Here is a 14,147-nt window from a genome sequence, read left to right on the forward strand (position 1 = left end):
CGTGGAACAAACCCTGCCGTGGGTCGTCCGTGAGCTGCCACCCCCCGGCTCGCTCGACCTCTGGCTTCTGAGGGTCTCGGATGTCCCCATCGGCATCCTGGACGAACAGGTACTCGACGCGACCGAGCGTCAACGTGCCGCCACCCTCATGCACGCCGCCGACCGGACCCGGTTCACGGCCGCGCATGTCGCCCTTCGCCGGCTGCTCGGCTCGTACCTGAGCCTGCGCCCCGAGGAGGTCCACCTCGGCCGGGACACCTGCCCCTGCTGCGGCGGACCGCACGGCCGGCCCACCGTGCTCGACGCCGACGACCGGCTGTTCTTCTCGCTGTCCCACCGCGGCGATCTCGCCGTCGTCGGAACCGCGGCGGCCCCCATCGGGGTCGATGTGGAACTGGTGCCGGACGAGGACGGCACCGCCGACCTCGCGGCGATGCTGCACGTGGACGAGCAGGCCGAGCTGTCGGCGCTGAGCCCGCCGGCCCGGCCCCGGGCCCTGGCCCGGCTGTGGACCCGCAAGGAGGCCTACCTCAAGGGCCTCGGCACAGGACTCGGCCGCGACCCCGCCCTCGACTACGTCGGCTCGGGACGCCCCGAGGGCCCGTACCCGCCGTCCGGCTGGACCCTGCTCGACGTACCCGTGGACCGGGGCTATGCGGCGGCCGTGGCGGTACGCGGCGAGCTGACCGTGGAAGGTCCGCTCGTCCGCAGGCTCGCCGGCCTCGACCTCGTACGGCACACCTGCGACGCGCTCCAGACGGCAAGAACCCCGCCCTGACCACCCGCCGGGTCCGCCGGGTGCACCGATTCGGTGATCACCCGGCGGCGGGCACGCACCACCCGGCCGCTCCCGCCGCGGCTGCCGATCACCGATCCGTCCTCGCCAACATCCCTACGGACTTTTGGAACTGACGATGTCAAACGCTGTGCAGCAGGCCCCCGCGGCCCTCCTCCCGCAAGTGCTGCCCCGCACCACCGGGCAGCCCGACACCGGCGCCGAGCACGTGACGGGCGCCCAGTCGCTCATCCGCTCGCTCGAAGAGGCCGGCGCGGAAACCGTGTTCGGCATTCCCGGTGGATCGATCCTGCCCGCCTACGACCCGATGATGGACTCGACCCGGGTCCGCCACGTCCTGGTCCGCCACGAGCAGGGCGCCGGGCACGCGGCCACCGGCTACGCACAGGCCACAGGCAAGGTGGGGGTCTGCATGGCGACCTCGGGTCCGGGCGCCACCAACCTGGTGACCCCGATCGCGGACGCGCACATGGACTCGGTGCCGTTGGTCGCCATCACCGGTCAGGTCTCCTCCAGGGCGATCGGCACGGACGCCTTCCAGGAGGCGGACATCGTCGGCATCACTATGCCGATCACCAAGCACAACTTCCTGGTCACGAACGCCGACCACATCCCGCGCACGGTCGCCGAGGCCTTCCGCATCGCCTCGACCGGCCGCCCCGGACCGGTGCTCATCGACATCACCAAGGACGCCCTCCAGGCAGCCACCACCTTCCGCTGGCCGACGACGACGGACCTGCCCGGCTACCGTCCGGTCACCAAGCCGCACGCCAAACAGATCCGCGAGGCCGCCCGCCTCATCAGCGCGTCGAGCCGCCCGGTCCTCTACGTCGGCGGGGGAGTCATCAAGGCACGGGCCACGGCCGAACTGCGCACCCTGGCCGAGCTGACCGGGGCACCCGTGGTCACCACTCTGATGGCGCTGGGCGCCTTCCCCGGCAGCCACCCGCAGCACGTGGGCATGCCCGGAATGCACGGGGACGTCGCGGCGGTCGCCGCGCTCCAGAAGGCCGATCTGATCGTCGCCCTCGGAGCCCGTTTCGACGACCGCGTCACCGGCAGGCTGGACAGCTTCGCCCCGTACGCCAAGGTCGTCCACGCCGACATCGACCCTGCGGAGATCGGCAAGAACCGGGTCGCCGATGTGCCGATCGTCGGGGACGCCCGCGAGGTCCTGGCCGCCCTGACCGCCGCCGTGCGCGGTGAACGGGAGGAGGAGCGGGTCGGCGAGGCCGCCCGGACGCGATATCCGGCCTGGTGGCGGGAGCTGAACCACTGGCGGGCCACGTACCGTCGCGGCTACGAACTGCCCGCCGACCCCGGGCTGCTCTCCCCGCAGCAGGTCATCGAGCGGATCGGCCGACTGGCCCCGGAGGGAACGCTGTTCGCCTCCGGGGTGGGCCAGCACCAGATGTGGGCGGCGCAGTTCCTCCCGCACGAGGAACCGGGCACCTGGTTCAACTCGGGCGGCGCCGGAACGATGGGATATGCGGTGCCGGCCGCGATGGGCGCCAAGGCCGGCCGCCCCGAGCGGACGGTCTGGGCGATCGACGGCGACGGCTGTTTCCAGATGACCAACCAGGAGCTCGTCACCTGCGCACTCAACAACATCCCGATCAAGGTCGCGGTCATCAACAACGGCGCGCTCGGGATGGTCCGCCAGTGGCAGAACCTGTTCTACGGTGCGCGGTTCTCCAACACCGTGCTGCACGACGGCGCCACCAACGCCACCACCGGATCGACCCGAGGAGTGGGATCCGCCACCAACCACGGCACCCGGGTCCCGGACTTCGTACAGCTCTCCGAGGCGATGGGCTGTGTGGGCCTGCGCTGCGAGAACCCGTACGAGCTCGACGCGATCATCGACAAGGCCAACGCGATCAACGACCGCCCCGTCGTGGTGGACTTCATCGTCCACGAGGACGCGATGGTGTGGCCGATGGTCCCTGCCGGCACCTCCAACGACGACATCATGGCCGCACGCGACGTACGCCCCGACTTCGGCGACTGCGCGGACGACTGAGAGGACCCTCTGACATGTCCCAGCACACGCTCTCCGTCCTGGTCGAGGACACGCCCGGCATCCTCGCCCGTGTCGCCGCCCTGTTCTCGCGTCGCGGCTTCAACATCGACTCGCTCGCGGTCGGCACCACCGAGCATCCCGAGCTCTCCCGCATCACCATCGTCGTCCGGGTCGACCACCAACTGGCCCTGGAACAGGTCACCAAGCAGCTCAACAAGCTGGTCAACGTCCTGAAGATCGTCGAACTGGAGGCGGACTCCGCCGTCCAGCGCGAACTGGTCCTGGTCAAGGTGAGCGCCGGCAACGGCACCCGGGCCCAGATCATCCAGATCGCCGAACTGTTCCGGGCCAGAACCGTCGACGTCTCGCCCGACGCCGTCACCCTCGAAGCGACCGGCTCCGGCGACAAGCTCGACGCGATGCTCCGGATGCTCGCCACCTTCGGCATCAAGGAACTCGTCCAGTCCGGCGCGATCGCGATCGGCCGCGGCTCCCGGGCCCTGGCCGACCGCGCCGCCCGCGAGGCCCGGCCGATCCGACTGACCCCGGCGGCCACCGAGGATACGGCGGGCGCGCGGAGCGCCTAGGGTCTTTCGTTTGGATCAGGCCGGATCAGGCACCGGGGCACGCGAGCCCGGCATGATCCAAACGAGAGGCCCTAGCAGCGCTCGGTACAGACCACCACCTTTCTCTTTCCCGTCCGCACACCCTCACGTTCCAGGAATCAAGGAGAAGCACCATGCCCGCCGAGTTGTTCTACGACGACGATGCCGACCTGTCCATCATCCAGGGCCGCAAGGTCGCGGTCATCGGCTACGGCAGCCAGGGCCACGCCCACGCGCTGTCGCTGCGTGACTCGGGTGTCGACGTCCGGGTCGGCCTGCACGAGGGGTCGAAGTCCAGGGCGAAGGCCGAGGAGCAGGGCCTGCGCGTGGTGACGCCGTCCGAGGCCGCGGCCGAGGCCGACGTCATCATGATCCTGGTCCCGGACCCGATCCAGGCCCAGGTCTACGAGGAGTCCGTCAAGGACAACCTCAAGGACGGCGACGCGCTGTTCTTCGGCCATGGCCTGAACATCCGCTTCGACTTCATCAAGCCGCCGGCCAATGTCGACGTCTGCATGGTCGCCCCGAAGGGCCCGGGCCACCTGGTCCGCCGTCAGTACGAGGAGGGCCGCGGCGTTCCGTGCATCGTGGCCGTCGAGCAGGACCCCTCGGGCAACGGCCTGGCGCTCGCCCTGTCGTACGCGAAGGGCATCGGGGGCACCCGCGCCGGCGTCATCAAGACGACGTTCACCGAGGAGACCGAGACCGACCTGTTCGGTGAGCAGGCCGTGCTCTGCGGTGGCACCGCCGCTCTGGTGAAGGCCGGTTTCGAGACGCTGACCGAGGCCGGTTACCAGCCGGAGATCGCTTACTTCGAGTGCCTGCACGAGCTGAAGCTCATCGTGGACCTGATGTACGAGGGCGGCCTGGAGAAGATGCGCTGGTCGATCTCGGAGACCGCCGAGTGGGGCGACTACGTCACCGGCCCGCGGATCATCACCGACGCCACCAAGGCCGAGATGAAGAAGATCCTCGCGGAGATCCAGGACGGCACCTTCGCCAAGAACTGGATGGCCGAGTACCACAACGGTCTGCCCAAGTACAACGAGTACAAGAAGGCCGACAGCGACCACCTCCTGGAGACCACCGGCCGCGAGCTGCGCAAGCTCATGAGCTGGGTCAACGACGAGGACGCGTAACACCGACGCCCCGGACGTCCGGCCCCCGGTGCGCGAAGGCGCCCACGGGGACCGGGCGCCGCGCCGTGCGCCGGATAGCCTGGGCCAATGCTCACCGAAGTCACAGCGACCCGCTACGTCACGCCCCTGCGGGAGGGCGGATCGCTGCCCGGGATCGTCGAGGCCGACGACCTCGGAACCTATGTCATGAAGTTGTCTACCACGTCGCGCTGACCTGGAGCGATGCAGCTTCAGCCGCCTCTGACCAGCGCAGATGAATCTTTCAGGGTCTTTCAGGGGCGTGCCGTCTCATGTAGTCGATTCTCCCCAGACGCTCCCCATCAGCGCTGATCCTCCCCAGATTCTCCCCAAGGAGGGCTGCCGTGACGGACGGCGGAAGACGAAACTTGGCGCTGTCGCAGGCACGCTGAGTGACTGTAGCGGGCGCTCAGCCGGCATCCCAGGGGTGATCTCGGCTCCAAGATCTCCGCCCTGTGCGTACCCGTCCCTTCGAAGGCGCTGCGTCCGGCCACTGATAGCGAGACGGCTGTCCGCCCTGGGCCGTGACCGGTCCCACCTGGCACAGGTTGTCCGAAGGGGCTTAAGGCGTCCATGTGGTCTAGGGCGAGGCCGTTTGTGCAGGTGGCGGCGTTGTTGTCCACGTGCATCGACGGTGTTGGTGATACGCCTGTGGGAGAACGCGACGTAGCGCCGCTGCACGCCTGTGCGGTCCGCAAGATCGCGTCCAGGATGTCGCGCAGGTCGTGCTCGGGTGGTCGGCCGAAGTCTACGGCCCTGCCCCGGCGCTCGAATCGCAAGGCGGCAAGGACCGGCTCGATCAACTCCGAGCGAACATCGGAAAGATCACTCGGGTACGGACGTCGCGCAGGCATGCTCCTGGCGTACCGCTCCGGACCGAGTGCGCCCAGGCGCACGGCAACGGCGACGGAAGCACACCCCCGAAGACTGGACATCATGGGATGCGACAGGCGCGGACCGCCTCCCGCCCCTACTGTCACCCCACCTGGCCAACAGGCCTCAACCACACCTGTAGCCTCACCAGCGCCACGATCCCGCACTCCGAAAATCGATAGATACACGGGCATCCAAGGTGAAAACGACCTTTTAAGCGCCGAGGACTCTTCGGTACGGCTTCATGCGGCCCTCGCGGTCGGCTCGAACCCCGACCCCGGCTTCCTGGAGACGCTCGTCGAGCGGTGCGCGGTCGGGCCGGACTTCTTCGTGCGAGACATGTTGCCCTGGGCGCTGACTCGCCTCTTGCCGGAGACCACGCTGCCCCGAATTCGCCAGGAACTCGACTCTGAGCGCACTCAGGCCCGCAGCCAGGCATTGCATACGCTCTCCAAGGTCGGCGACAAGAGCGCGTGGACCTGGATCACGCGCGACATGCTGCGCGACGCCTACGACGAGGTCGCGCGGACCGCGTGGCGCGTCGCGGTCGTCCTCGTACCCGAGGACGAGAACGACCTCGACATCCAGGTCGGGCACGAGTCGGTCCAGCCATCGGGCAGGTGCTGGCGGTCGAGCGCCACCACGGCCAGATCCACCGTGCCCTCGCGCAGCGCCTGCCGGATGTCGGCCACCGCCGCCTGCCTCAGTTGGACCACCACACCTGGGTGCTCCGCCCGCAGCGCGGCCAGGGCGTGGTGGAGACCCGCCCAGACCCCCTGCATTGTGCCGACCGTCACCCGCCCGCGCAGCTGTCCCTGTACGGCGTCGACCGCCTCCCGTGCCAGTTCGGCGGCGCGGAGCGCCGCGCGTGCGGCGGGGACGAACGCCTCGCCGGCCGGTGTCAGGGCGACGCGGTGCGTCGTGCGGTCGAACAACGGCGTGCCCAGCTCACGTTCGAGGCCCCGGACCGTGCTGGACACGGCGGACTGGACCACGTGCAGCCGCCTTGCCGCCGCCGTGAACCTGCCCGCATCCGCCACCGCGACGACGACCTTCATCTGCCGGAGATCCATCATCCGCTCCCGGTCGAACAGCACTCCGTCCAATACAGAGACGACGATGTACGATCCTTGCTGCGTCGTATGCGGACGATGTCGTCGTCCGGGGCCGACTTATGTTCCTTCAGGCACGCGCTCCGGCACCTTCGGACGCGGGCCGGCGGGATCCTTCAGGCGCGGACGAGCGGGGTGTCGACCAGATGCTCGGCCAGGAACCAGGTCTGCAGTTCCCCGGTCCTGATCACCTGTGAGACCAGGAGATCGTTGGTGCCGTCGTCACCCAGCTCACCGGTCCGGGCGGCGGCGTCGTGGGCCTCGACGAGGATGGTCTCGTGGGCTTCCAGCAGCCGTGACAGCATCGCCGGCACTTCCTCCACTCCGTCCGGAGGCCGCGGGATCGATGTGATCTCCGCGACGTGCCTGGGGTCGCCCACCGCGACGCCGCCCAGGGACTGGACGCGTTCGGCGATGGTATCGACGATTTCCAGCTGCTCCCCCGCGTGCTTGTCGAGGACCAGGTGCAGTTGGTAGAAGGTCGCGCCGCGCATCAGCCAGTGATGCTTCTTGTAGAGGCCGTAGAGGATCTGAGTGTCCGCCAGGACCTTGTTCAGGCGCTGGCAGGAGTACATCCGCGCCTCGTAGGACAGACCGATCGGGAACTGCTTGACGGTGCCGAACTCCTGGATCACCTCGCCCCTCTGGTGCAGCCACGGCTGGCTGCTGCTCACGGGCTTGGTACTGGTGGTCATGGTTCGCCTCCTGTGGTGCCGTGCTGTGCGTACCCGAGTGACGCTAGGTGCCCCGACGAAGGCGCATTGACCGGGAGCGCATGCGGTGGTGTCCGCCAGTGCACAGTGCGCGGTGTCCCGTGCCAAGCGTTCGCTTTCGGGCAAGCCCCCGTGCGCTGTCGGGCACGGGCCTTCGGCCGGCCGATCTAGCCTCGGCAGGACGGCCCACGTTCGTGGAGCCCGAGGAACGAGGAGAGGCAGGCATGAGCGCGAACGAGCAGGCGGATGTGGTGGTCGTCGGGCTGGGGCCGGGTGGTGAGTACGTCGCGGGCACGCTGGCCGAAGCTGGACTGGACGTGGTGGGGGTCGAGGCGGAACTCGTCGGGGGCGAGTGTCCGTACTGGGGGTGCGTGCCCAGCAAGATGATGATCCGGGCTGGGAATCTGCTCGCCGAGGCGGGCCGGGTGCCCGCCCTCGCCGGCGAAGCGGTCGTGACTCCGGACTGGGGCAGGGTCGCCGGGCGTATCCGCGGCGAGGCCACTGACGACTGGAACGACCAGGCCGCTGCCGGCCGTCTCGCGGCCAAGGGCGGCCGGCTCGTCCGGGGGACGGGCCGTCTCTCCGGGCCGCGCCGGGTGGCGGTCGGCGACCGCACGTTCGAAGCCCGGCGCGGTGTCGTGCTGGCCACCGGCACGCGGCCCCGGATCCCCCCGGTGCCGGGCCTCGAGGCAACGCCGTACTGGACCAACAGGGATGCCATGGCGGCCAAGGAGCTGCCGGAGTCGATGGTCGTGCTCGGCGGGGGCGCCATCGGTGTCGAACTCGCCCAGGTCTTCGCCCGCTTCAAGTGCGCGGTCACGGTGATCGAGGGGCAGGACCGGCTGCTGTCGCAGGAGGAACCGGAAGCCGGGGAGCTGGCCGCGGAGGTACTGCGGGCGGACGGAGTCACCGTACTCACGGGTGCTCGGGCACGGCAGGTCAGCCATGACGGCACCGAGTTCACCGTCCGCCTTGAGGGTGACGGGGAGCCGCTTCGTGCCGAACGGCTTCTGGTCGCCACCGGGCGCCACACCGACCTGGCCGCGCTGGCGGTCGACACGATGGGGCTGGATCCAACGGCGGGAGCCGTGAACACGGACGGGCAGATGCGGGCGGGGGAGGGGCTGTGGGCGGTCGGCGACATCACAGGCCGAGGCGCCTTCACCCATGTGTCGATGTACCAGGCGCAGATCGCCGTCCGGGACATCCTCGGGCAGCCCGGTCCCGACGCCGACTACCGGGCGCTGCCCCGCGTCACCTTCACCGATCCGGAGATCGGGGCCGTCGGGTTGACGGAGCGGCAGGCGCGTAAGCGGGGTCTGCGGGTACGCACCAGTGTGCTGCCCATCGCCTTCTCCATGCGAGGCTGGATCCACGGGCCGGGCAACGAGGGGCTCATCAAGCTTGTGGAGGACGCGGACCGGGGCGTGTTGATCGGCGCGACGTCGGCGGGGCCGGCGGGAGGCGAGGTGCTCTACGGACTGAACGTGGCCGTCCACGCCGAGATACCCGTCGACCGGCTCCAGCACATGATTTACACGTATCCCACCTTCCACCGGACGGTCGAGGCCGCGCTCGGAGCCCTCCGCTGAGCCGCCCCTCGATCGCCCACGCGGCCCCGGCGCCCAGGCGATGGCGCACCATGCCGGGCCGCGACCCCGGCGAGCCGCACAGGGCCGCCACCTCGCTGGAGCTTCTCTTCGACCTGTGTTTCGTGATCGCGGTGGCGCAGGCGTCCGGGAGTCTGCACGAGGCGCTGACCGGCGGGGAGTACGCCACCGGTGTCCTGCGCTTCGCGCTGGTCTTCTTCACCATCTGGTGGGCGTGGATGAACTTCACCTGGTTCGCTTCCGCCTACGACACGGACGACGTCCCGTACCGGTTGACGGTGTTGGTCCAGATCACGGGGTCGCTCGTGCTCGCCGCAGGCGTTCCCCGCGCGTTCGAGGAGGGTGACCTGCGGGTCATCACCATCGGATACGTCGTGCTGCGCACGGCGCTGGCCGCCCTGTGGCTGCGCGCCGCGTGGTCCGACCCCGCTCGGCGGCCGACCCCACTGCGCTTCGCCGTTGGGGTGACGGTATGCCAGATCGGGTGGGTCGGGTTGCTCGGTCTCCCGGCATCGGCGCGGCTGCCGGGCATTGTGGTGCTGATCATCGCCGAGGTCTCCGTCCCGGTGTGGGCGCAGTCCGCCGGGATGACCCCATGGCATCCGCGCCACATTGCCGAGCGCTACGAACTCTTCACCCTCATCGTCCTCGGAGAGTCCGTCGCGGCGGCCACCGTCGCCGTCCGGGGCGCCTTCGACCGGCACCAGGGCACCGGTTCGCTGTACGCGGTGGCGGCCGGTGGCCTGTTCATGGCCTACGCCATGTGGTGGCTGTACTTCGCAAGATCCGCGCACGCCCTGCTTGCCACGACGCACCAGGCCCACCGCAAGAGATTCACCTGGGCCTACGGCCACTACTTGATCTTCGCTTCGGCGACCGCCGAGGGAGCCGGCCTGGCCGCGTACGCCGATCACGTCACGCGACGCACGGACGCCTCGCCGTTGGCCGCGGGCGCGGCGGTCACCGTCCCCGCGGCCGTCTTCCTGATCACCGTCTGGGCCGTACACCTCCAGCCCCATCAAGGAACCGTGGCCGAGTGGATTCCGTATCCCGTCGCGGCCGTCGGCGTCCTGCTGGCCGCTTTCCTTCCGGCACCTGCCCTCGCCGCCGGTGCGCTGCTGGCGGTCCTGGTCGTGGTGGTCACGGTGGATCAGCGGTGCAGAAGCCCGCGGTGAGATCTCACCCTGTGCCGGGACCGAAGGGCCGCGCGGCGGCACTCACCGTGTGATGAGTGCCGCCGCGCGGCCGCCTTACCGCCCGCCGCCTCGTCAGCTCGTCGCGCGTACCGCATCGCGGATCAGTTCGGCGACCTCCTTGGGCCGGGACACGGCCACGGCGTGCGAGGCGTCCTCGATCTCGACGGTCGTCGCCCCGGCCCGCTTGGCTCCGAAGCGCTCGACCTCGGGTTGATCGCCTGGTCCTCCACGCGGCGGCCGAAGCCTGTGAGTCTCCTGAGTTTCATGCGATGTGCTGGTCCCTCCGGCGGGGCGACTCTATGCCAGATATGGAGATCTGCGAGGCTGTTCGATCGCCACTAAAACCCTGAAGGCGGCGGAGATTGACCGTCGGTGCACCGGAGTTGACCCCACAGTGCATGGACAGGAGACGCAGTGCACTGTCGGAACGAATGCTGTGCACTGCCGGGACACATGGATGCTTCGGCTCGAAATAGCCTGGTGGCGAAGCAGTTGCAGGTTGCCGGAGTTGGTGCTGTGCATCGCACAGAAGGCCCACCCGGAATTCTCTTCGGTTGAGCGTAGACGCATTGTTGCGTGTTCTCCCGACTCTCTCTGCCCGCCGCTGTCGCTGCAGTTGGAAGCCGATGCAGATGGAAATCGACGCTGTTCATACCGCAGGAGGTTGTCGAAAGGTGTTTACGATGCCGGTCGGTGGGCTGGTGCCCAGCGCCACCGACAACCCCGCGGAGCCAGCGTGATCGGCAACGTGGTGTTCCCTGGGTTCGCCCTGGCAGGTGCCGACGGCCTGCCCGTGCTCGCCTCTGTCGTGTCGATGGCCGCGTTCCTCGTCGGCGCGCTTGCCGGCGGGGCCGCACTCCGGTCCGGCCCGCGGATCCTGTCCGTACTGGCCATATTCCTCGGAGCCCTCGCCGGCGCCGCGCTTCTGGCACACACCGGACTCGTCCTGGTCCTGGTCCTGACGTTGGTGCTGCTCGTGGTGACGTCCGCGGCTGCCCGTCGCCTCTCGGCCTCCGACGGCCCCCGGGTCAAGCCGCAGGCGTGAACTCGGCGCCGACCCCGCAGGAGGGGCCGACGCCCTCGTCAGTGAGCCGTGGGACCACAGACGCTGCACTCCCAGCCGACGGGCACCCGCGACCGTCCTCGCAGCCACCCTCGGCCGCGCCCGCACGGCACCCGGGACACCGCCGGAAGAAAGGTGTCCGTGCCCCATACCGCTAGGGACCGATGTGAACACCGCACTGCCACCGAAAGACTTCCCGGAGTCCGATTCAGCCTGGGCCCCGCTCGCGGCGAGTGTCTTCCGGGCGCTGTGGATCGCACAACTGGTTTCCAACATCGGTAGTTGGATGCAGACCGTGGGCGCCCAGTGGCTGCTGATCGGCCAGGACGCCGCCCTGGTGACGCTCGTGCAGACCGCGTCCAGTCTTCCCGTCGTGCTGCTGGCTCTGCCTTCTGGCGTGCTGGCCGACCGTTTCGACCGCCGTACGGTGCTGCTGGCCGCTCAGTTCGCCATGCTCGCCGCCTCCACCGCGCTGTCGGTTCTGGCGTTCGCGGACGCGCTCACTCCGGCTTTGCTGCTCGGTCTCACCTTCCTGCTGGGATGCGGTACCGCTCTGATGGGCCCGGCCTGGCAGGCCATCCAGCCGGAACTCGTGGAACGCCGCCAGTTGGGACAGGCGGCCGCGCTCGGCGCCGTGAACATGAACCTCGCTCGCGCCCTCGGCCCGGCACTCGGGGGAGCGGTGGTCGCGGCAGCGGGCGCGGGCTGGGTCTTCGCCTTCAACGCCGCCTCCTACCTCGGCACCGCGGCCGTTCTCGCACTGTGGAGACGGCCCGGGGCGGAACCGCCGACTGCTCAGAGCGAGAAGCTCCTGACGGCTCTGCACGCCGGCCGCCGCTACGTGTGGAACGCGCCCGGCGTCCGCCGAGTCCTGCTGCGCACGGTGCTGTTCATCCCCGGAGGGGCCGCGCTGTGGTCGCTGCTTCCACTGGTCGCGAGCCGCTCCCTCGGCCTGGGATCGGGCGGGTACGGGGTGTTGCTCGGTGCGGTCGGAGCCGGTGCTGTGGGCGGGGCCTTCGCGCTGCCCGCGATCCGCCGCGCTCTGGGCGTCAACGGCACTCTGGCCGCAGGGGCCCTCGTCTTCGCCGGAGTCCTGGCGGTACTGGCCACAGTCCGGGTCCCGTGGCTCGCGGCGGTCGTGCTGCTGCCCGCCGGTCTGGCCTGGATCGGCGTGCTGTCCACCCTCAACGCGGCTGTCCAGGCACGGCTGCCCGGCTGGGTCAGGGCCCGGGGACTCGCCGTCTATCTCCTGGTCTTCCAGGGCGGGCAGGCGCTGGCGGCACCTCTGTGGGGTGCGCTGGCCGACGGGCCGGGGTTGACCGTCTCCCTTCTGGCCGGCAGCGGTCTGCTGCTGCTCGGCGCGGTGAGTGTGCGCCGCTGGCCGCTGCACGGCACGGACGGCATCGACCCGTCCCCGTCCGACCACTGGCCCGTTCCACCCCTGGTGTTCGAGCCCGAACCGGCCGACGGCCCCGTGCTGGTCTCCGTCGTGTACCGGATCGTGGCCGCGAACAGGGCCGCCTTCATCGACTGCATGGACCATGTGGCCCGTTCACGCCGACGCACAGGAGCCCTCACCTGGGGCCTCTACCAGGACGGCAGCGATCCGGGCCGATTCGTCGAGAACTACCTGGTCGCGTCCTGGTCGGAGCATCTCGCCCAGCACCACAGCCGGCTCACGGCCACCGACCGCCGTCACGAGGAGAGGGCCCGCCGACTGCTCGTCGAGGGCACCACACCGGAGGTGACCCATGCCTTCGACGCCGCCGCAGGACCCGTGGTGCCCGAGACGGGCGACACGATGACAACCCCGGGGCGTCGATGCCCACCGGGAGAACGGCCAGGAACGGGCGCGTCCGAGTCAGCCCACGCCGAAGCCTGCCACTCACTGGGCGACATGCCGTAGGCGGCCCGGAAGACCCGGCTGAAGTGTGACGCGCTGGCGAAACCCCAACGGTGCGCCGCGGCAGCCACGGCGAGCCTGCGATCCGGTGCCCGGCCGAGTTCGTACCGCAGGCTGCGAGCCGGCGCAGCCGTATCAACTGATTCACTGTCGTGCCCTCGCTCTGGAAGAGCTTGTGCAGATAGCGGACGGGGATGTGGTGGGCGAGTGCGATCGACTCCGGCGACAGATCCGGATCAGCCAGATGCAGTTCGATGAAGGTCCGGATTGTGAAAGCGTCTGCGCACCGACGCCTGAGGCGTCGGTGCGATCCGAGCCGGTCGCCGATGCGCGGCTGCTGGAACGCCGTCTCGGAGGCGAGTGCCGAACTCCGCTCGGCGGGCGTGGCCGTGGCGCCTTCGGCAGCGCCCGAAGCCGTGGCCGACCTGACGCCGCAAGAACTGCAGATCGCCCAACTCGCTGCAGAGGGACTGACCAACCGGGACATCGGTGCCCGGCTCTACCTGTCTCCCCGCACCATCGGCTTCCACCTGGCGCTGCCCGAAGAACACCGGCACACCGGCCGTGACTTCCAGCACTACGTTCCGGGTGGACGGTGCCGAAGTCAGGGTGTTCCTGGGGACGCTGGCAGGTGACACCTCTCCGGTGCGGACCTTCACGCCGCTGCTCGGTGCCGAACTCATCCTTGAGCCGGGCTCGACGACCACGCTCGCCATCGACACCGGCTTCGAGCACGGTCTACTCGTCGACCACGGGGATGTCCGTATCGCTGGAACAATCCTGCGCCCGCCGGAGTTGGGCTACCTCGGTTCGGGAAGCGACACACTGACGCTGGCGAACGAGACGGATACCGCTGCGAGGGTGGTCCTGCTCGGCGGGACGCCGTTCGAGGAACAGATCGTCATGTGGTGGAATTTCATCGGCCGGAGCCACGAAGACATCGTCGAGGCCAGGGAAGCGTGGCAGAGCGCATCCGACCGCTTCGGAAAGGTCGATGGTTATGACTGCGACCGTCTTCCCGCGCCTGTCCTTCCCAACGCCACCATCGCACCGCGCAAGAACCCGACGTGCCAATGAAAGGTATACGCTGACGCAG

Annotated in this window: 11 protein-coding genes and 6 pseudogenes; 12 read left to right on the forward strand and 5 right to left on the reverse strand. The window is 69.4% G+C overall.

Translation table 11 applies throughout. The annotated features are described in order from the left end of the window. Nucleotide 1 precedes the first annotated feature (1 nt). The 5 genes from OHA19_RS33930 to OHA19_RS33950 all read left to right on the forward strand — a co-directional run bounded on the left by OHA19_RS33930 (nt 2) and on the right by OHA19_RS33950 (nt 4,776). Nucleotides 2-778, forward strand: coding sequence for a 4'-phosphopantetheinyl transferase family protein (locus OHA19_RS33930; RefSeq protein ID WP_405710287.1), 777 nt, complete (start codon nt 2-4; stop codon nt 776-778). A gap of 136 nt (nt 779-914) precedes the next feature. Then, on the forward strand, nt 915-2,819 hold the full coding sequence (locus OHA19_RS33935) for an acetolactate synthase large subunit (protein ID WP_405710284.1): 1,905 nt from the start codon (nt 915-917) through the stop codon (nt 2,817-2,819). A gap of 14 nt (nt 2,820-2,833) precedes the next feature. Then, nucleotides 2,834-3,406 carry an acetolactate synthase small subunit gene (ilvN, locus tag OHA19_RS33940; protein WP_405710282.1) on the forward strand — a complete coding sequence of 191 codons (573 nt, stop codon included), beginning with the start codon at nt 2,834-2,836 and terminating at the stop codon, nt 3,404-3,406. Between the two features lie 152 nt (nt 3,407-3,558). Next, complete coding sequence (gene ilvC, locus OHA19_RS33945; RefSeq protein ID WP_405710279.1) at nt 3,559-4,563, forward strand: ketol-acid reductoisomerase; 1,005 nt, start codon at nt 3,559-3,561, stop codon at nt 4,561-4,563. Between the two features lie 87 nt (nt 4,564-4,650). Beyond that, the gene (locus OHA19_RS33950) at nt 4,651-4,776 is read left to right on the forward strand and encodes a hypothetical protein (protein ID WP_351073232.1); all 126 of its coding nucleotides are present in this window, start codon (nt 4,651-4,653) and stop codon (nt 4,774-4,776) included. Nucleotides 4,777-5,276: 500 nt separating this feature from the next. Here OHA19_RS33950 and OHA19_RS33955 read toward each other — a convergent pair. Then, nucleotides 5,277-5,435 (reverse strand): annotated as a pseudogene (locus OHA19_RS33955) (IS5/IS1182 family transposase); the annotation flags it as partial. Between the two features lie 193 nt (nt 5,436-5,628). On the opposite strand from OHA19_RS33955, the pseudogene OHA19_RS33960 reads away from it, so the two are divergent. Further along, nucleotides 5,629-6,024: pseudogene (locus OHA19_RS33960) on the forward strand (HEAT repeat domain-containing protein); the annotation flags it as partial. On the opposite strand, the gene OHA19_RS33965 reads toward OHA19_RS33960, so the two are convergent. Beyond that, a complete protein-coding gene (locus OHA19_RS33965) occupies nt 5,964-6,530 on the reverse strand; it encodes a LysR family transcriptional regulator (RefSeq protein ID WP_405753343.1) in 567 nt (188 codons plus the stop codon). The pseudogene OHA19_RS33960 and the gene OHA19_RS33965 sit on opposite strands and share 61 nt — an antisense overlap. A gap of 152 nt (nt 6,531-6,682) precedes the next feature. Next, the gene (locus tag OHA19_RS33970) at nt 6,683-7,261 is read right to left on the reverse strand and encodes a Dps family protein (RefSeq protein ID WP_392188338.1); all 579 of its coding nucleotides are present in this window, start codon (nt 7,259-7,261) and stop codon (nt 6,683-6,685) included. Between the two features lie 242 nt (nt 7,262-7,503). On the opposite strand from OHA19_RS33970, the gene OHA19_RS33975 reads away from it, so the two are divergent. After that, entirely contained in the window at nt 7,504-8,871 is a 1,368-nt protein-coding gene (locus OHA19_RS33975; protein WP_405752647.1) for a dihydrolipoyl dehydrogenase family protein, read from the forward strand. A 50-nt stretch (nt 8,872-8,921) separates the two neighbouring features. After that, nucleotides 8,922-10,064, forward strand: a complete 1,143-nt coding sequence (locus tag OHA19_RS33980) for a low temperature requirement protein A (protein WP_405752650.1) — start codon at nt 8,922-8,924, stop codon at nt 10,062-10,064. A gap of 93 nt (nt 10,065-10,157) precedes the next feature. Here the strand turns inward: OHA19_RS33980 and OHA19_RS33985 are convergent. Further along, nucleotides 10,158-10,295, reverse strand: a pseudogene (locus tag OHA19_RS33985) (alpha/beta hydrolase); the annotation flags it as partial. A gap of 526 nt (nt 10,296-10,821) precedes the next feature. Between OHA19_RS33985 and OHA19_RS33990 the strand changes: the two are divergent. Both OHA19_RS33990 and OHA19_RS33995 read left to right on the forward strand, forming a co-directional pair. Continuing rightward, on the forward strand, nt 10,822-11,130 hold the full coding sequence (locus tag OHA19_RS33990) for a hypothetical protein (protein WP_405752653.1): 309 nt from the start codon (nt 10,822-10,824) through the stop codon (nt 11,128-11,130). Between the two features lie 184 nt (nt 11,131-11,314). Continuing rightward, a complete protein-coding gene (locus tag OHA19_RS33995; protein ID WP_405752655.1) occupies nt 11,315-13,054 on the forward strand; it encodes an MFS transporter in 1,740 nt (579 codons plus the stop codon). A 20-nt stretch (nt 13,055-13,074) separates the two neighbouring features. On the opposite strand, the pseudogene OHA19_RS34000 reads toward OHA19_RS33995, so the two are convergent. Then, nucleotides 13,075-13,122, reverse strand: a pseudogene (locus OHA19_RS34000) (hypothetical protein); the annotation flags it as partial. A 255-nt stretch (nt 13,123-13,377) separates the two neighbouring features. On the opposite strand from OHA19_RS34000, the pseudogene OHA19_RS34005 reads away from it, so the two are divergent. Further along, a pseudogene (locus OHA19_RS34005) lies at nt 13,378-13,533 on the forward strand (hypothetical protein); the annotation flags it as partial. A 24-nt stretch (nt 13,534-13,557) separates the two neighbouring features. Continuing rightward, a pseudogene (locus OHA19_RS34010) lies at nt 13,558-14,128 on the forward strand (pirin family protein); the annotation flags it as partial. Nucleotides 14,129-14,147: the final 19 nt, after the last annotated feature.

Source organism: Streptomyces sp. NBC_00012, assembly GCF_045040875.1.
Taxonomy (GTDB): domain Bacteria; phylum Actinomycetota; class Actinomycetes; order Streptomycetales; family Streptomycetaceae; genus Streptomyces.

Bases quoted from the DNA above. Each gene is read 5' to 3' on its own strand.
- OHA19_RS33935 (WP_405710284.1), top strand. From the start codon at position 915: ATGTCAAACGCTGTGCAGCAGGCCCCCGCGGCCCTCCTCCCGCAAGTG.
- ilvN (WP_405710282.1), top strand. From the start codon at position 2,834: ATGTCCCAGCACACGCTCTCCGTCCTGGTCGAGGACACGCCCGGCATC.
- ilvC (WP_405710279.1), top strand. From the start codon at position 3,559: ATGCCCGCCGAGTTGTTCTACGACGACGATGCCGACCTGTCCATCATC.
- OHA19_RS33950 (WP_351073232.1), top strand. From the start codon at position 4,651: ATGCTCACCGAAGTCACAGCGACCCGCTACGTCACGCCCCTGCGGGAG.
- OHA19_RS33965 (WP_405753343.1), bottom strand. From the start codon at position 6,530: ATGATGGATCTCCGGCAGATGAAGGTCGTCGTCGCGGTGGCGGATGCG.
- OHA19_RS33970 (WP_392188338.1), bottom strand. From the start codon at position 7,261: ATGACCACCAGTACCAAGCCCGTGAGCAGCAGCCAGCCGTGGCTGCAC.
- OHA19_RS33975 (WP_405752647.1), top strand. From the start codon at position 7,504: ATGAGCGCGAACGAGCAGGCGGATGTGGTGGTCGTCGGGCTGGGGCCG.
- OHA19_RS33980 (WP_405752650.1), top strand. From the start codon at position 8,922: ATGCCGGGCCGCGACCCCGGCGAGCCGCACAGGGCCGCCACCTCGCTG.